Source organism: Nonomuraea candida (genome assembly GCF_000725485.1).
GTDB lineage: Bacteria > Actinomycetota > Actinomycetes > Streptosporangiales > Streptosporangiaceae > Nonomuraea > Nonomuraea candida.
Genome location: NZ_JOAG01000007.1, coordinates 125,463 through 141,567, shown reverse-complemented (window position 1 = coordinate 141,567; position 16,105 = coordinate 125,463). Strand labels below are relative to the sequence as shown.

The following is a 16,105-nucleotide window of genomic DNA, read 5'->3' as shown; positions in this document are numbered from 1 at the left end:
GGTTTGCGTGCAACGCCACCCATCAACCACACCGCCCGAACCGTCGGAGCAGATCAAGGCGCTGCGGCGCGCGTTCGGGACCTTCGCCACAGGCGTCACCGTGGTGACGACCGGGGGAGACGTGCCGCACGCCATGACGGCCAACTCCTTCACCTCGGTGTCCCTCGACCCGCCGCTGCTCCTCGTCTGCATCGACAAGCGCGCCGTGATGCACCAGTGCCTCACCATGACGCGCAGCTTCGGCGTGTCGGTGCTGGCCTCGCACCAGGAGGGCGCGGCGCGGCACTTCTCCAACCGCTACCGGGCTCTCGGCGCGGCCCAGTTCGAGGACGTCGGCGTGATGCCGGGCATGGTCACCGGTGTGCCGCTCATCAAGGGCTCCATCGCCAATTTCGAGTGCGAGGTCTGGCGTTGCTACGACGGGGGCGACCACTCCATCTTCATCGGCAAGGTGGTCTCCCTCTGCCTGGACCCCGACGCCGAGGGGCTCCTGGTCTACAAGGGCAAGTTCCGGGAGATCGCCGCGGACCTGCGTGAGGTCCTGGCATGACCACCGTGCAGGCCCGCGTCCCGGCGCCGACGGTCCCGGCGGTGCCGCCGGGGCCGTCCCGCCTGGCCGCGCCGGCGCTGTTCCGGCAGCTGGTCGGCGACCGGCTCGGGCTGATGTCCGAGGCCGCGCGGCGGTACGGCGACGCCGTCAAGCTGACCATCGGCCCCAAGTCCATCTACCTGTTCAACCATCCCGACCACGCCAAGCACGTGCTGGCCGACAACAGCGGCAACTACCACAAGGGCATCGGACTGACCGAGGCCCGCCGCGTCATCGGCGACGGGCTGCTGACCAGCGAGGGCGAGCTGTGGAAGCGGCAGCGCCGCACGATCCAGCCGCTGTTCCAGAACAAGCGCATCGCCCAGCAGGACACGGTCATCGGCGAGGAGGCCGGGCGGCTGGTCGCCCGGCTGCGGGCGCACGTGGGCGGCGGCCCCGTGGACGTCGCCAGGGAGATGACCGGGCTCGCCCTCGGCGTGCTCGGCCGCACCCTGCTCGACGCCGACCTCGGCGCGCACGCCTCGCTCGGGCACTCCTTCGAGGGCGTGCAGGACCAGGCGATGTTCGAGATGGTGACGCTCGGGATGGTGCCGCTGTGGCTGCCGCTGCCGCTGCACCTGCGCTTCCGCCGCTCCCGCCGGGCGCTGCACCGCGCGGTGGACCTGCTGGTGGCCGAGCGGCTGCACCGGCCGACCGACGGCGGCGACCTGCTGTCCCGGCTGATCGCCTCCGCCCGGGAGGAGGGCGATCCGCGCGCCGCCCGCCGGCGGCTGCGGGCCGAGCTGGTCACCGTGCTGCTGGCCGGGCACGAGACCACCGCGAGCACGTTGTCGTGGGCGTTCCACCTGCTCGACCGGCATCCGCAGGTCTGGGAGCGGCTGCACGACGAGGCGGTGTCGGTGCTGGGCGACCGGCCTCCGGTGTACGGGGACCTGCAGCGGCTCACGTACACGACGATGATCCTGCACGAGGTGATGCGCCTGTACCCGCCGGTGTGGGCGCTGACCCGGGTCGCGCAGCGGGACGACGAGGTGGGCGGTTACCGGGTGCCGGCCGGGGCCGACGTGCTGATCAGCCCGTACACGCTGCATCGGCATCCGGGCTACTGGGGGGAGCCGGACCGGTTCGACCCCGACAGGTTCGACCCCCGGCTCCCGTCCGCGCGGCCCAGGTACGCCTACATCCCGTTCGGGGCCGGGCCCCGGTTCTGCGTCGGGAACCACCTGGGCATGATGGAGGCCACGTTCGTGCTCGCCATGGTGGCCCGGGAGCTGCGGCTGACCGGGCTGCCGGGGCACCGCGCGGTGCCGGAGGCGATGTTGTCGCTGCGGGTGCGCGGGGGCCTGCCGATGACGGTCGGCCTCGCGTGAGAGGGCGGGCGATCCGCGGGTTGACGACCTGCTCGCGGATCGCCGGGCCCCATGGACAGGGCGGACCTTCAGTACAGGCCGGACCCCTTGAACGTGAGCCGGGCCTTCAGTACAGGCCGGACCCTTGACGCGGGCCGGGCCTTCAGGACAGGCCGGACCCTGGAGACGGGCCGGACCGCTACGGCTGGTCGGGCCCCTGCGACAGGAGGTCGCGCAGGGCGAGCAGGATCGGCGGGTCGAGCGAGCTCATGGGCTTGAGCCGCAGGTCGGCGTGCTGACGCCCGCCGTCCGAGCCGATCACGATGGGCCCCGACCGCGCGATGCACAGCGCGTCGTCGCCGAGGGGCGGATGATGGATGGCGTCCTCACGGCCGGGCGCCACGGACTGCGCGATCAGGTGCCAGCGGCCCTCCGGCACGTTCTCCAGCACGTAGGGCCCGGGCCGGCTGATCACGGTGTAGCTGGCCGGCCGTCCCTCCAGGATCTGGTCGGGGAACAGGCCGGTGAAGACCGGCCGGTCCGCGTGCGGAGAGGTGACGGTGCCGGTCAGGGTCGTGGTGGAGGCGGGCGGCGGCTCGCGCCCGGCCGCCAGCGCCTGCGCGTTGACGCTCATGTGCTGGCGGTACTTGCTGGGCGGCAGGCCCACGCTGTGCGTGAAACGCGAGCTGAACGTGCCCACGCTGGAGTAGCCCACCTGATGGCTGATGTTCGTGATGCTCAGCGTGGTCGTCGCGAGCAGCCGCTTGGCCTCGCGTAACCGCACCGCCGACAGGAACCGGCCGGGCGACAGTCCCGTGACCCGCTGGAAGACGCGGGAGAAGTGGAACTTGCTGAACATCGCTGTGCGGGCCATGTCGTCGATCGTGAGCTGCTCGCCGAGGTTCTCCTGCATGCTCTCGATCACCCGCATGACCGCTCGCTCGATGACGTCGTCCATTTGTCCTCCCGGGTTTAGGAGGGGGTCGAGCAATCTCGGATGAAATCGCCCCCGACTGGCGGCCGAATTCTTCTCCTGGATTGCGGCGATTCCTCGGTCACCCTGGTTGGTGCGCATTCTCGGCATTCGAGATCGAAAGTAATTCGGCTGCCTATTGCTACACGCGGTGAACGTGGCGGAATGCTGCATAGGGCATCGACTCATTCGAAAGAAATTTTGGGTGACCGCAGGATTGCGCTGAGTGGCGACGGCTGCAGCTGTGCGGTCGGTGTACTGGCATTGAGCGAGCTTAAGCTCGGGGTGCAGGTCGAGCTGCAGGTAGACGACGGAAATAGGGGTTCCGGGGCGCGGAATAGGGGTGCCTCGGGCCGCCCCGTCGCCCCGGCCGTCCCGCCGCTCCCGCGCGCTTCCCGCCCCTCCGGAATTACTCAACTCCCGGCAATGGAAAAAAGGGGTCGCGACCCGGTCGTTAGGGGTGGGGTCCGAATAAGGGTGCGCCGGCGGCAGGTAGGGGTTGTGACGTGGGTAACCGGCGGTCAGTTTTGGGGAGGCTGGCAAACATTTGAATGCGACAACGCGGATCCGACCCGGCCGCCGGGCCGGCTCGGCGTCCTTTGGAGTGTGAACAATGGTTGAGGCGCGAGATGACGGGGATTTCGCGCGTTTCGTCGAGCGAACCAGACCGGCCCTGCGCCGCACCGCCTTCCAGCTGTCCCAGGACTGGTACGAGGCCGACGACCTGGTCCAGCGCACCCTGATCGCCCTCCACGGGCAGTGGGACGCCCTCGAAGGGCGCGACCGGATCGGGGCCTACGCGCGTCAGGTCATGCGGCGGCTGTTCATCAGCGACCGCAGGACGATGCGCTGGTCGCGCGAGGTGCTCAGCGGCGCGGTGCCGGAGCCGGCCGCCGTCACCGACCCCTCCTCCCTGGTGAGCGAGCGCCTGGCGCTCATCGACGCGCTCGCCGGGCTCGGCCCGCGCCAGCGGGCCACCCTCGTCCTGCGCTTCTGGGAGGACCGCAGCGTCGAGGACACCGCCCGGGTCATGGGAAACGAGTCATCCACCGTCCGCAGCCAGACCACCCGCGCGCTGAACGCCCTGCGCCGGGCGCTCGACGCCCCCGCAGACGGCACCGCAGGCGGCACCGCGGACGGCACCGCGGACGGCACCGCGGACGACGCCGCCGGCCCGGACGGCGCGGCGGCGGTCTCCGACCCCATCCGAACCGCATCTAGAACGAACCACATCTAGAACAGGGAACGCACATGGGCCCACAGACGCCAGACGACCACGAGCACAGGACCGCGACGCTGGAGGCGTTCGCCGACACCATCATCCCCGGGGAGAAGCGGTCCGCCGGCGACAGAGCCGTCGCCGGGGTCGGCCAGGGGGGCGGCGCCGTCCAGGCCGGCGCCATCGAGCTGCTGGAATGGGACGCCACCGGCCTCACCGGCGGGCTCGGCGACTTCGCCCGCGCCCTCGACGGCCACGCCACCGCGTACGCGGCCGAACACGGCATCGTGCTCGACGGCGACGTGCCGGCGTTCGTGTCGCTCTCCTACGACGACCGCGCCGCCCTCGTCAGATGGCTGACCGCGCCCGGCCACCCGGAGAAGGCGCTGTGGGTCAGCCTGGCCCTCTTCTGCAACATGGCCTACGACTCCGCCGCCCACATGAGCACCGCCGACGCCCTGGCCGCCGGCCACCCCGGGCTGACCGCGATGGGCCTGTCCCTGCCGGACGCCGACGGCCTGTGGAGGTTCCGCGCCTGGTCGTACGGCCGCCCGCTGGCCGACATCCACCCCGACACCCTGCCCAACGGGAGCCTGGCATGAACAGCGTCGAGCGCACCGACGTGCTCGTGATCGGCAGCGGCTTCGGCGGCGCGATCGCGGCCTACCACCTCGCGGCCGGCGGCGCCAAGGTCGTCGTCCTCGAACGCGGCCCGTGGCTGTCGAGCGGCGAGTACGAGCACGACTTCAAGCTCGGCTCGTCGTACACGAGGATCTTCGACTTCGTCGTCGGCGACGGGATGAGCGTGCTCGGCGGCAACTGCGTGGGCGGCGGCAGCGTCGTCTACTTCGCCGCGATGCCCCGCGCGCCGCGCTTCGTCTTCGAGCGGCGCGGCAGCATCGCCCGCCGCATGTGGCCGGCCGCCATCGACCGCGACACGCTCGACCCCTGGTACGACCGGGTGGAGGAGTCGATCCCGATCACCCGCCAGGGGTGGGACGACGTGTCGTACGCGGGCGGGCTGTGGGCCGCCGCCTGCCGCCACGCGGGCCGCACCGCCAACCCCGTGCCCGCCGCCGTGGACACGAGCACCTGCGTCAACTGCAACTGGATGATGGCCGGCTGCCGCTTCGACGCCAAGCAGTCCCTGCTGCTCAACTACCTGCCCGCCGCGCTCGCGCACGGCGCCCAGATCCGGCCGCTGCACGAGGTGCAGCGCATCTCCAAGACCGGCGACGGCGGCTACCGCGTCCACTACCTGCACGTCAACGACGAGGACTACCGCCTCACCGAGGGCAGCGGGACGATCGACGCCAAGGTGATCGTGATCGCCGCAGGCGCCGCCGCCACGCCCGTCATCCTGCAGCGCAGCGAGCCCGACCTGGGCCCGATGCCGTACGGCGTCGGCCGCTACTTCTCCGGCAACGGCGAACGGCTCAACACCGCCGTGCTCAACGAGGACAAGGTCCGCGACGTGCTCGGGCTCGACCGGGGCGACGGCCTCGCCTACGCCGCCAACCAGATCGGCAAGGGGCCCACGGTCGCCAACTGGGACCGGCTGGACGGGTCGCTGCCCGAGTACACCCGCTACTCGCTGGAACAGCTCTACTTCCCGCCCGGCCTGGGCACCATCCTGGCGCTCACGGACGGCCCCGACGCGTCGTGGTTCGGCCCGCGCAAGAAGGAGATGCTCAAGCGCTGGCAGTCCTGGCTGATCATCTTCCAGATGATCGAGGACGACAACGAGGGCGTCTTCGGCCCGCCGCCGGAGCGCGGCAACGCCGACCGGCTCTCCCAGCAGATGCTCGGCGTCGGCCGCCTCAGCTACAAGCCGACCGCCAACACGCAGGCCGCCTGGGCGATGGCCGACGCCGACTGCAAGGACATCCTCGAACGCGACGGGCTGGCCACCGTCACGCCGTGGACCAACGACCTCGTCGGGGCCTACACCGTGCACCCGCTGGCCTCCTGCCGCATCGGCGACGACCCGCACACCTCCGCGCTCGACGACCGGCACGAGGTGCGCGGCCACCCGGGGATCTTCGTCACCGACGGCTCCGCCGTGCCCGGCGCGCTCACGGTCAACCCCGCCATGACCATCTCGGCGCTGGCCGAGCGGGCCGTCCCCGGCATCGTCCGGGCCGCCCAGGAGCGCGGGGTCGAGGTCACGTACGGGGCGCCCGCGCCCGACGGCTCCACCAGCGGGCGGCGCGGCACCGCGCACCTGGTGCCGTCCCTGATGCGCAAGTAGACCCCGGTCCCTTCCCCGACGCGCGAGAGAGAGGAGCCGGCGATGGGCACGCTGCTCAGCCGGATGGCGGCGCCCCGCGCGCTGGCCCAGGTCCGCCACGTCACCCCCGTGCCGCCCGGCGCGGCGACCGGCCTGGTGTCCGAGGTGTACGCCCAGATGGAGCGGGACTTCGGCATGCCGGCCCCGCCCGTGGCGCTGCACTCGCCCGCGCCGGGGACGATGGCGGCCTGCTGGCTGCTCCTGCGCGAGTCGCTGCTCGCGTCGGGGACGGTCGGCAGGGTGCTCAAGGAGGCGGTGGCCACCGGGGTGTCGGCGGCGAACGCGTGCCCGTACTGCGTGGACGTGCACCGGGCCACCCTGCGCGGCCTCACCCGGCAGGTGGACCCCGGCCTGCGGCGGGTGGCGTCCTGGGCGCGGGCCTGCGGCGTCAGGGAGACGGCCACGCGGCACGAGCCGCCGCTGCTCACGGGGCACAGCAGGGAGCTGGTCGCGGTGGCGGTGACGTTCCACTACCTCAACCGCATGGTCCACGTGTTCCTCGGCGACTCGCCGCTGCCGCCCGAGGTGCCGGCGGGCGCGCGTGGCACCGCCCTGCGGCTGTTCGGCCTGGCCCTGCGCCCCGCCGCCCGCCGGTCCTGCCCCCGGGGCATCTCGCTCCCCCTCCTCCCCGCCGCCCCGCTCCCCGCCGACCTCTCCTGGACCCGCCACGTCCCGGGAAAGGGCGTCGCGCGGAGCGCGGGAACGGCCGCCGAGGGCGGTGACCCTCCCGTGGAGGCGGTCGCCGAGGGCGGTGACCCTCTCGTGGAGGCGGCCGCGGCGGACGGCGATCGTCCCGTGGCGGCGGTCGCGGCGGGAGGCGACCATCTCGTGGAGGCGTTCGCGCGTGCCGCCGGCGCGATCGGGGAGGGCGGCGCGCGGCGGCTGCCCGGACCCGTGCGGGAGCTGGTCACCGCCCGGGTGGCCGCCTGGGAGGGGGAGCCGCCCGGGCTCGGGCGGGGCTGGGCGGACGCGGCGGTGGCCGGCCTGCCCCCGGGGCAGCGGCCCGCCGCCCGCCTCGCCCTGCTCACCGCGCTGGCCTCCTACCAGGTGGACGACACGGTGGTGGCCGAGTTCCGGAACGCGGAGCCCGACCACGCGGCGCTGGTCGAGGTGACCTCCTGGGCCGCCCTGACCGCCGCCCGCCGCGTCGGCTCCTGGCAACCCCTCACCCAGCCCACCCGCACCTGACCGCCCGACGCTCGCGAAACCCGGGACACCGGCCCTGGACTCCCGGGAACGCCCGATCCCATCGCCCCGATCTCATCCCCTCCTGGCCCGCGAGCGGCCCGGGAGAACCGAACTGCCGAATGAGAGGACAGGCCCATGAACGAGCTCGAGGTCGTGCTCAACGACCTGACCGCGGACGGCGAGCAGCTGGACCGCCTGGTGTCCGGTCTCGACGCGGCCGACTGGAACCGGCCCACGCCCGCCCCCGGCTGGACGATCCACGACCAGATCGCCCACCTCACCTTCATCTTCCGGATCGCCACCGCCGCCGCGACCGACGCCAAGGCGTTCCAGGCCATGACCGCCGGCGCGCAGGAGAACTTCGACGGCGCGGTCAACGCCGCGCTGGCCGACTACCGCGACGACACCCCCGAGGTCCTGCTCGGCAAGTGGCGGGCCCAGCGGTCGGCCGTCGTCGAGGGGCTGGCCGCCGTCCCCGAGGGCGAGGTCGTCCCGTGGCTGGTCAACCCGCTGCCGCCGATCGTGCTGGCCTGCGCCGGGATCATGGAGCAGTTCGCGCACGGGCAGGACGTCGCCGACGCCCTCGGCGTCCGGCTGGAGCGCACCGACCGGCTTCGGCACCTGGTGGTGTTCGCGGTGCTCACCCAGGACTTCGGCTACCTGTCGCGCGGCCTGAACCCGCCGGGGGTGCCGTTCCGCTTCGAGATCTCCGGCCCGTCCGGGGAGTCGTGGGCGTACGGGCCCGAGGACGCCGACAACCGCATCTCCGGGCCGGCGGAGGACTTCTGCCTGCTGGTGACCAGGCGGCGGCACCGTGACGACGTGGCGGTCACCGCGGTCGGCGCGGAGGCGGACCGGTGGCTGGACATCGCCCAGGCCTACCGCGGCCCCGCCGGCGCCGGCCGTCGCCCCGGCCAGTTCGTCGCCGTCCCCCAGTAGACGGCGGCCGGCACGAGTCCCGCACGAGGCGGCGGCCGGCACGAGCCCACCGTCCCCGTCTCACCTTGGCCGGGAGGCCGTTCGTTCCCGTTCGCGGGGGCGCGGCCTTCCGGCCTCGAGCATGCCCGCGGCGGCGTGCTTCTTGGGGATTGCTGCATGGTGCCGCGGACGTTGACGCCCGCGGCGGCCCGCGACTGTACTGGTCATGAGCCGGCGTACGGAGGATCTCCCCGACGCCGGCCGGTGGGGAAGCTCGGCCCGCGGTCCGCCAACGCCGGACCCCCTCCGTATCCGCCGGAGCTGGACGGCCGCGGTGCCGGGACGCCCCACGCCGGGCCTGCCCGGTCGGGGACGAGCGCGGAGGAGACACGATGGCACCCACGCCCGCGGGCGCGCAGTCGGCGAAAGCGGTCCCCGGGGTGGTGGCGGAGCTGGCCGACTGCCTCGGGGGAACCGTGCACCTGGCGTACGCGCAGGCTTCCGGCCTGGACGTCGTCGTCGCCGGCTTCTCCCGCTACGAGGCGCAGACCAGGGCCAGGGCGATCGCCCGGGCCACCGCCCTCGACCGGCTGCACCGGCTGGCCGGCGACGCGCGCTCCCGTACCGGCGTGCCGCGCGGCAGGGAGCTGCGGCTGGCCGACTTCCTGACCGACCCGCCGGAGGCGGCGGGACCGCTGGTGCCCGGCACCGGCCTGGTGAGCGGCAACCGTTACCGGCTGCCGGCCGAGGTCGTGTGGCTGGGCGGGCGCGAGACGCTGGTGGAGCCGACCACGACCGGCGTCGTGGACGTCGGGATCGCCGAGAGCATCGCCGAGGTCATCGCCCATGACGTGGTCTCGCGCTGGTGGGCCGCCCCGTCCGGGCAGCCGCTGCTGCGGGTCTCGGCCCAGCTCGACCAGCTGCTCCCCGCAGGAGTGACGGCCGCGGCGGCCGGGCTGGGGCTGCGGCTGTCGGCGTTCGTGCTCTCCGTGCCCGACGTCAGGATCGGCCTGGTGACGGTCGGCGGGGAGGGGGCCACGCTGGGGGTCGCGGCCGGCCGTACGGTCAGGAGCGCGATCGGCGAGGCGTTCCTGCGCGCGATGGCGGCCAAGGCCCAGCCGTGGGCCACGCTGGCGCTGCCCGAGGCCCTGCGCCGCTTCGCGGTCTGGCACCGCGAGGGTGACTACGTCGCGCACCTGGAGCGCCGGGGCGTGGACGCCGAGCCGTGGCTCATCGGCGAGCCCGGCGACCTGCGGCCCGCGAGCTGGCAGGAGATCGCCGCCCGCCGTTTCGGACACGAGCCCGTGGCCGTCGAGTACGGCGGCGCGGGCCTCGTCGTCAAGGTCGTGTGCCCGGGAGCCTCGTGCTACCGCGCCGCCCCCTCCGGACTGCCGTGCCCCATCCCGTAACGCCCGCGCCCCACCCCACCGCCGTGGCCCCCCGCCTCGCCACCGCGGCGTCCTGCCGTGCAGAGGTCCGGGGTGGCAACCGCCTTCATGCTCTGTCGCGCCGGGCCGGCCGCTGCGCACGGCACAAGAGGCTTGACAATCGCCAACTACCCATAATTGACCTTATGCGGGATAAATGCGGACAAAGATCGCAGCGCCCGTGGACAACATCATGCCGACGGCCGGGAGGTGGGCCATGGACCTGACCGTCATCGGTATCACTCCCGAACTAGAGGAGATCTACCGCTACTTCCTCCGCCATCGGGGCGAGGGCATCGGCTCGCTGCCGGAGAGCCTGTCGATGGACCCCGACACCGTCGAGGCCGCCGTGGAGACGCTGGGCAAGCTGTCCATGCTCGATCTCACCGACCGGCACCGGGTCGTGGCCATCGAGCCGCGCATCGCCATCGAACGGCTGGTGGAGAAGCGCCTCGAAGAGCTCAACGCCGAGATCCGCCGGGTCTTCGGCGCCCGCGACGCCATCGCCGGCTTCCTGGAGGACATGCAGGAGGGCGAGCTCGCCGGCGCGGCGCTCGACATCGAGCGGGTGGAGAGCGGCGCGCGGGTCCGGCAGCGCCTGGACGACCTCGCCTTCTTCTCCTACAAGGAGACGCTCTGCCTGCACCCCGGCGGCCCGTTCACCAAGGTGATGATCGAGTCGGCGCTGCCGCTCGACACCCGCTCGCTGCGGAGAGGGCTGACGATCAAGGAGATCTTCCACCCCACCGCGCTGGAGGACCCGCACATGGTGTCGTACCTGCGCGAGCTGATCAGCCTGGGCGGCGAGGTGCGCATCACCGAGCAGCCGATGGACCGCATGCTGATGTACGACCGCAGCGTCGCCGTCGTGCCCATCGACCCCAAGCAGAACTCCAAGGGCGCCCTGCTCGTCCGGGAGCCCGGCCTGGTCTCGCAGTTGTTCATCTACTTCGAGGGCCTGTGGAACTCGGCCGTGGACCTGCGCACCTACATCGACCCGCCGGAGGACCAGCCGGTGCTGACGGACATGGAGCGCCGCGTCCTGGAGGTGATGGCCACGGCGGACAAGGACGAGATCGCCGCCCGCGAGCTCGACGTCTCCGTGCGCACCTACCGCCGTTACGTGGCCGACCTCATGGCCAGGCTCGGCGCCGTCAACCGTTTCCAGGCCGCGCTGCGCGCCAAGGAAGAGAACTGGATCTGACCGTTCGCCGCCGAACCCGCCAGGGCACGGCGCGAACTCCGCGCCCAACGGGGACGGCCTGAACCCCGCGCCTTCCGCGCACAGTCCGGACCCCCGCCCTTCCGGGGCACAGCCTGAGCCCCGCGCCCTTCCGGGCACAGCCTGAGCCCCGCCCCCTTCCGGGCACAGCGTGAACCCCGCGACCGGTGGTCGCGGGGTTCTTTTTCGTTTCCGGGTTCCTCGTCGGCGGTGCTCCTTTCGCCGGGAATTCTTTCCGGGCAATTCACGTCTCGTGGTTTATCGGCCCCCTTTCCGGTGCCCAAGTGCGGCGCAATTCCAGCAAGCCGGTCGGCGTCAGGCGCTCGGCCAGGTGTTGTCGGGGTCGTCGGCCGGCGGGGCGGGCCAGGTGTTCTCAGGGTCCTCCTCTGCGACGGGGGCGGGCCAGGTGTTGTCGGGGTCGTCCAGCGCGACCGGGGCGGGCCAGGTGTTGTCGGGGTCGTCGGCCGGCGGGGCCGGCCAGGTGTTGCGCGGGTCCTCCTCTGCGACGGGGGCGGGCCAGGTGTTCAGGGCGAGGGCCGAGTCGCCGGACAGGCCGAGGGCGGCGGCGCCGGCGGTCAGCATGGCAGCGGCGGCGAAAATCGCGACGGCCCACTTGGTCACGTTGCTGAAAATCTTCTGGATAATCGTCTCGTTCGCCATCACACTGCCTCTTTCTCAATCCGGTTCGTTCGGTGCTGCGTTTTCCTTCGCACTTACAACTTTGCGGTCCGGCAAGGGCGTGAACCAGGCTTTCGCCAGTCAGCAAGCTGCACGCGGGTTTCCGCTTCCTGCCACGCCCGCGCCGCCCCCATGCCGTCCCCGCACAGCAGGAGGTGACAGGAAACGGCCACTGACCATTGACTGGATGCACTGAACAGGGGATCCGAGGGAGGGAAGATCATGAGCATCTCGGAACTCGACATCGCCGGAATGCCGCCCGTGGAGGCCTTCGACGAGGCGGTTCAGTCGCCGCCCCCGTCCATGGAACGGTTGCGTGAGGAACACGCGCGCCTGCGCGAGCAGGCCATGACGGGCCGCGCGCAAGCGGTCGCCCGGCAGCGCTCGCTCGGCAAGCGCACCGCGCGCGAACGCCTGGAACTGCTGCTGGACGAGGGGTCCTTTCTTGAGCTCGACATGTTGCGCAGGCACCGGGCGCAGGGGCTCGGCATGGAGCGGCAGCGCCCGCACACGGACGGGGTGATCGCCGGCTCGGGCACGATCGACGGCCGCCGGGTCTTCGTCTACGCGCAGGACTTCACCGTCTTCGGCGGCTCGCTCGGCGAGGCCCACGCCTTGAAGATCCAGAAGGTGCAGGACCTGGCACTGTCCACCGGCTCCCCCTTCATCGGGCTGAACGACAGCGGCGGCGCCAGGATCCAGGAGGGGGTGATGTCGCTCCACGGCTACGGCGGCATCTTCCAGCGCAATGTGGCCGCGTCCGGGGTGATCCCGCAGATCAGCGTCGTGCTCGGGCCGTGCGCCGGGGGAGCGGCCTATTCGGCGGCCCTGGCCGACTTCACGTTCATGGTGCGCGACACCGCGCAGCTCTACCTGACGGGGCCCGACGTGGTGGAGGCGGTCACCGGCGAGCGGGTCACGCACGCCCAGCTCGGCGGCGCGCAGGTGCACGGCACCCGTTCGGGGGTGGCCGCGTTCGTGCACGACGACGAGGAGAGCTGCCTGGCCGACGTCCGCTACCTCGTCTCGATGCTGCCGAGCAACAACATGAGCCGCCCGCCGACCCTGCCCTCGCGCGGCGCGATCGACGACGTGCGGCCCCGGCTGGCCGAGATCGTCCCCGTCGAGCCGAACAAGCCCTACGACATGCGCCTGGTGCTGGCCGAGCTGGTGGACGACGGCGAGTACCTGGAGGTGCACAGCGGCTGGGCGCCCAACGTCATCTGCGCCTACGCCAGGATCGACGGCGAGGTGGTCGGCGTCGTCGGCAACCAGCCCATGGTGCTGGCCGGCGTGCTCGACGTGGCGGCCGCGCAGAAGGCCGCGCGCTTCGTGCGGATGTGCGATGCCTTCGACATCCCGCTGGTGACGCTCGTGGACGTGCCCGGCTTCCTGCCCGGCACGGAGCAGGAGCACGCCGGCGTCATCAGGCACGGGGCCAAGCTGCTGTACGCCTACTGCGAGGCGACGGTCCCACGCATCCAGGTCATCGTCAGGAAGGCGTACGGCGGGGCGTACATCGTGATGGACTCCCGCTCGATCGGCGCGGACCTGTCACTGGCCTGGCCCACCAACGAGATCGCCGTGATGGGCGCCGAGGGCGCGGTGAACATCATCCACCGCAAGGAGCTGGCCGCCGCGAGCGATCCCGACATGCTGCGCGCGGACCTGGTGGCCCGCTACACCAGCGAGCTGCTGCACCCGGCGTACGCGGCCGAGCGCGGGCTCGTGGACGACGTGATCGACCCCGTGGAGACGCGCTCGGCCGTCGCCCGCGGGCTGGCCATGCTCCGGGACAAGCGCAAGCACGCCGCCCCGCGCAAGCACGGCAACGTCCCCCTGTAGGGACCACCAGACCGCCCGCCCCGAAACGGCCACGAGACCCGCCAGACCCCGTAACGACACCCGTAACGACACTTGTAACGACCACGAGACCGCCCCGCCAAGGCGTGAGAGCGCCCCACGCAAGGGCAGGAGCCCGCCCCGTGAGGAGGCGTGGCAGACGCGCGGAAAGCCCCGCAGGCGCGACCACGACGCCCGCGGGGCTTTCGCATGCCCGGCCGCCTGTGACGCCGGCCCGGAGCCCGGTACGGGCGGGTCGCGGACCTGGTGCGGGCCGGTTGCGGGGCCGATCGTGGGCCGGTCGTGGGCCGGTCGCGGGCCGGTCGCGGAGGTCGCGTGAAAGGGCCGCGCCGGGGCGGCTCTCGCGCGGGCGTTGACAGCATGCGGCCCCCCACGTGCAGCTTCCTGCCTCGCCGAGCCCTGGCCCGCCCCTTGCCCAGGTCCCACAGTGGAAGTGTGACAACGAGGAACCATCGCCAGGAGGTCGAACACGAACCACGTGGCCGACTACGCGAAACCCCCGCTTCCCGGCCCGTACGCGAAGGGGATCGTGGGGCCGCACACGAGGACGGAGACCCCCCAGACATGCTGATCCAGCTGACGATGCGCAAGGTCGACGGCCTTCCCGTGCCCGGCTCGCCGGTGGACGGGATCCGCATCATGGCACTGCTGCCGAGCCGCTGGCACAAGGATCTCACCCAGGCCACCGGAGACATCGTCATCCGGGTACGGCCGGACCGGCCGACGACGAGCGCGCAGGTGCGCGACGTGGTCGCCGAGATCCTCACCAACCCCGAGGTCGACCGCTGGGAGCTGGTGCACTGCCGCACGCTGCTCACGAGGAACCACGAAGAGGACGCCACCGAAGGAGGACCCCAATGATCGCTTCCCTGCTGGCCCCCGGTGAATGCCGCGTCTGGTGGGCCACGCCCGGACACCGGACCGTGGAGACCCTGTCCGCCGTGCTCAGCGAGCGGGAGCTGGAGCGGGCCGCCAAGTTCCGGCGCGAGGCCGACCGCCGCCGCTTCCTCACGGGCGCGTGGCTGCTGCGCAGCGCCGCCGCCACCCAGCTCGGGGTGCGGCCGGAGGACGTGGTGGTCGACCGGAGCTGCACGGACTGCACCCGCTACCACGGCAAGCCGTACATCAGGGCGTCGGGCCGCCGGCTGCACGTCTCGGTCTCCCACTCGGGGGACCGGGTCGCGGTCGCCATGACGGGCGTGGGCGCGCTGGGCGTGGACGTCGAGGCGGTGCCGCAGACGCCCGTGGACGACCTGGCCAGGTGCGCCCTGACGCCGGATGAGTTGCGCGCGATGGAAGCGTTGCCGCCCCTGGAGAGGTATGAGGCGTTCACCAGGGTTTGGACGCGCAAGGAGGCGGCGCTCAAGGCGACCGGGCACGGCCTGCGCATCTCGCCGGACAAGCTGGAGGTCAGCGGCCCGGAGGAGGCGCCCAGGCTGCTGAGCTGGCCGCTGGAGATCCCGCCCGGCGACATCCGCTTCGCCGATCTCGACCCCGGCGACGGGTACGTGGCCGTGGTGGCGCTGATCTCCGGCGCCCAGCCGGTCCACGTCGTGGAGTGCCGCGTGCCGGGTCACCGGCCCGTCGCCGCCGGCCTCGTGCCGCAGGCGGCCTGAACCTGTGGACACCGCGCAAGAGCCTCGATCAGATGAGAAGGAAGGGAGGTGACCGGCGGTGAAGAGAGGGCTCGTCCTGCTCCCGGGCCCCTGGATGGGGGCCTGGGCCTGGGAACCGGTGGCCCGGCGGCTGCGTGCGCGCGGGCACGCGGCCCACGCGGTCACCCTGCGCGGCCTGGCCGGGGAGGGTGACGTGTCGGACGTCGGGCTGGAGACCCACGTGAACGACGTCCTGACGCTGCTGGACGAGCACGACCTGCGTGAGGTCGTGCTCGTCGGGCACAGCTACTCCGGCCTGGTGGCCGGGCAGGTGGCGGACCGGGCGCGCGACCGGGTCGCGCACACCGTGTTCGTCGAGGGGTTCCTGCCGCATCACGGCAGATCGATGCTGCACGCCTTCCCCGAGCGCCAGCAGGTCCAGGAGTTGCGGCTCATCGCCGACAACGAGGGGCGCTGGCCGGCTCCCGACGCGTCGGTCGTGGGCGACGGGCAGGGGCTGACCCGCGCGCAGGCGCGGTGGCTGGCCCGCCGCCTGGTGGGGCACCCCGGCCGCACCATCGCCGAGCCGGCCGTGCTGACCCGGCCGCTGGAGCGGCAGCGGGCCAGCTACGTCGTCTGCTCCCTGGAGCACTTCGCCGGCCGGCTGGCGGAGGACGTGTCGGCCATGCGGGCCGTGCCGACCTGGGACTTCCACACCCTGGAGACCGGCCACTGGCCGATGGTCTCCGCCCCGGGCCCGCTCGCCTCGCTGCTGGCCCGCATCGCCGCCGACGACGACTCCTGACGCCCCACGGCCGATCACGACCGGCGCC

General features: G+C 72.5%; 15 protein-coding genes. 13 read left to right on the top strand and 2 right to left on the bottom strand.

Features of this window, described 5'->3' with window-relative positions; all coding sequences use genetic code 11:
* Positions 1-7: 7 nt before the first annotated feature.
* Both IO39_RS07065 and IO39_RS07060 read left to right on the top strand, forming a co-directional pair.
* Positions 8-550 (top strand): flavin reductase family protein, encoded by a 543-nt coding sequence (locus IO39_RS07065; protein WP_052422545.1) that lies wholly within the window; start codon positions 8-10, stop codon positions 548-550.
* Complete coding sequence (locus tag IO39_RS07060) at positions 547-1,920, top strand: cytochrome P450 (RefSeq protein ID WP_043617861.1); 1,374 nt, start codon at positions 547-549, stop codon at positions 1,918-1,920. The genes IO39_RS07065 and IO39_RS07060 overlap by 4 nt, the downstream gene beginning before the upstream one ends.
* 178 nt (positions 1,921-2,098) lie before the next feature.
* Here the strand turns inward: IO39_RS07060 and IO39_RS07055 are convergent, their stop codons facing one another.
* Positions 2,099-2,857: a helix-turn-helix domain-containing protein gene (locus tag IO39_RS07055; protein ID WP_043617858.1), complete on the bottom strand. Its 759-nt coding sequence runs from the start codon at positions 2,855-2,857 to the stop codon at positions 2,099-2,101.
* A gap of 628 nt (positions 2,858-3,485) precedes the next feature.
* On the opposite strand from IO39_RS07055, the gene IO39_RS07050 reads away from it, so the two are divergent.
* The 7 genes from IO39_RS07050 (at position 3,486) to IO39_RS57495 (ending at position 11,118) form a co-directional block, all read left to right on the top strand.
* Positions 3,486-4,109, top strand: a complete 624-nt coding sequence (locus tag IO39_RS07050) for a SigE family RNA polymerase sigma factor (RefSeq protein ID WP_052422544.1) — start codon at positions 3,486-3,488, stop codon at positions 4,107-4,109.
* A gap of 14 nt (positions 4,110-4,123) precedes the next feature.
* The gene (locus tag IO39_RS07045; protein WP_043617854.1) at positions 4,124-4,693 is read left to right on the top strand and encodes a DUF5987 family protein; all 570 of its coding nucleotides are present in this window, start codon (positions 4,124-4,126) and stop codon (positions 4,691-4,693) included.
* Entirely contained in the window at positions 4,690-6,342 is a 1,653-nt protein-coding gene (locus IO39_RS07040; RefSeq protein ID WP_043617851.1) for an FAD-dependent oxidoreductase, read from the top strand. The genes IO39_RS07045 and IO39_RS07040 overlap by 4 nt, the downstream gene beginning before the upstream one ends.
* A gap of 42 nt (positions 6,343-6,384) precedes the next feature.
* Positions 6,385-7,569 (top strand): carboxymuconolactone decarboxylase family protein, encoded by a 1,185-nt coding sequence (locus IO39_RS57500; protein WP_043617848.1) that lies wholly within the window; start codon positions 6,385-6,387, stop codon positions 7,567-7,569.
* A 135-nt stretch (positions 7,570-7,704) separates the two neighbouring features.
* Entirely contained in the window at positions 7,705-8,508 is an 804-nt protein-coding gene (locus IO39_RS07030; protein ID WP_043617845.1) for a TIGR03084 family metal-binding protein, read from the top strand.
* A 371-nt stretch (positions 8,509-8,879) separates the two neighbouring features.
* Entirely contained in the window at positions 8,880-9,896 is a 1,017-nt protein-coding gene (locus IO39_RS07025) for a YcaO-like family protein (protein ID WP_043617839.1), read from the top strand.
* Between the two features lie 175 nt (positions 9,897-10,071).
* Positions 10,072-11,118: a helix-turn-helix transcriptional regulator gene (locus tag IO39_RS57495; RefSeq protein WP_157547979.1), complete on the top strand. Its 1,047-nt coding sequence runs from the start codon at positions 10,072-10,074 to the stop codon at positions 11,116-11,118.
* Between the two features lie 333 nt (positions 11,119-11,451).
* On the opposite strand, the gene IO39_RS07015 is transcribed toward IO39_RS57495, so the two are convergent.
* Positions 11,452-11,796 carry a hypothetical protein gene (locus IO39_RS07015; RefSeq protein WP_043617837.1) on the bottom strand — a complete coding sequence of 115 codons (345 nt, stop codon included), beginning with the start codon at positions 11,794-11,796 and terminating at the stop codon, positions 11,452-11,454.
* Positions 11,797-12,117: 321 nt separating this feature from the next.
* Between IO39_RS07015 and IO39_RS07010 the strand changes: the two genes are divergently transcribed.
* From IO39_RS07010 to IO39_RS06995, 4 genes are all read left to right on the top strand, one after another.
* Positions 12,118-13,659, top strand: coding sequence for an acyl-CoA carboxylase subunit beta (locus IO39_RS07010; RefSeq protein WP_043618069.1), 1,542 nt, complete (start codon positions 12,118-12,120; stop codon positions 13,657-13,659).
* A gap of 582 nt (positions 13,660-14,241) precedes the next feature.
* The gene (locus tag IO39_RS07005) at positions 14,242-14,538 is read left to right on the top strand and encodes a hypothetical protein (RefSeq protein WP_043617834.1); all 297 of its coding nucleotides are present in this window, start codon (positions 14,242-14,244) and stop codon (positions 14,536-14,538) included.
* The gene (locus tag IO39_RS07000) at positions 14,535-15,293 is read left to right on the top strand and encodes a 4'-phosphopantetheinyl transferase family protein (RefSeq protein WP_052422542.1); all 759 of its coding nucleotides are present in this window, start codon (positions 14,535-14,537) and stop codon (positions 15,291-15,293) included. Before IO39_RS07005 ends, IO39_RS07000 begins: the two co-directional genes overlap by 4 nt.
* A gap of 58 nt (positions 15,294-15,351) precedes the next feature.
* Positions 15,352-16,077 carry an alpha/beta fold hydrolase gene (locus IO39_RS06995; protein WP_084772415.1) on the top strand — a complete coding sequence of 242 codons (726 nt, stop codon included), beginning with the start codon at positions 15,352-15,354 and terminating at the stop codon, positions 16,075-16,077.
* Positions 16,078-16,105: the final 28 nt, after the last annotated feature.

Coding starts and splice junctions, on each gene's coding strand:
- IO39_RS07000 (WP_052422542.1), top strand. CDS start 14,535: ATGATCGCTTCCCTGCTGGCCCCCGGTGAATGCCGCGTCTGGTGGGCC.
- IO39_RS57500 (WP_043617848.1), top strand. CDS start 6,385: ATGGGCACGCTGCTCAGCCGGATGGCGGCGCCCCGCGCGCTGGCCCAG.
- IO39_RS07050 (WP_052422544.1), top strand. CDS start 3,486: ATGGTTGAGGCGCGAGATGACGGGGATTTCGCGCGTTTCGTCGAGCGA.
- IO39_RS07015 (WP_043617837.1), bottom strand. CDS start 11,796: ATGGCGAACGAGACGATTATCCAGAAGATTTTCAGCAACGTGACCAAG.
- IO39_RS07055 (WP_043617858.1), bottom strand. CDS start 2,857: ATGGACGACGTCATCGAGCGAGCGGTCATGCGGGTGATCGAGAGCATG.
- IO39_RS07010 (WP_043618069.1), top strand. CDS start 12,118: ATGGAACGGTTGCGTGAGGAACACGCGCGCCTGCGCGAGCAGGCCATG.
- IO39_RS07025 (WP_043617839.1), top strand. CDS start 8,880: ATGGCACCCACGCCCGCGGGCGCGCAGTCGGCGAAAGCGGTCCCCGGG.
- IO39_RS57495 (WP_157547979.1), top strand. CDS start 10,072: ATGCGGACAAAGATCGCAGCGCCCGTGGACAACATCATGCCGACGGCC.
- IO39_RS07030 (WP_043617845.1), top strand. CDS start 7,705: ATGAACGAGCTCGAGGTCGTGCTCAACGACCTGACCGCGGACGGCGAG.
- IO39_RS07040 (WP_043617851.1), top strand. CDS start 4,690: ATGAACAGCGTCGAGCGCACCGACGTGCTCGTGATCGGCAGCGGCTTC.
- IO39_RS07060 (WP_043617861.1), top strand. CDS start 547: ATGACCACCGTGCAGGCCCGCGTCCCGGCGCCGACGGTCCCGGCGGTG.
- IO39_RS07045 (WP_043617854.1), top strand. CDS start 4,124: ATGGGCCCACAGACGCCAGACGACCACGAGCACAGGACCGCGACGCTG.
- IO39_RS07005 (WP_043617834.1), top strand. CDS start 14,242: ATGCTGATCCAGCTGACGATGCGCAAGGTCGACGGCCTTCCCGTGCCC.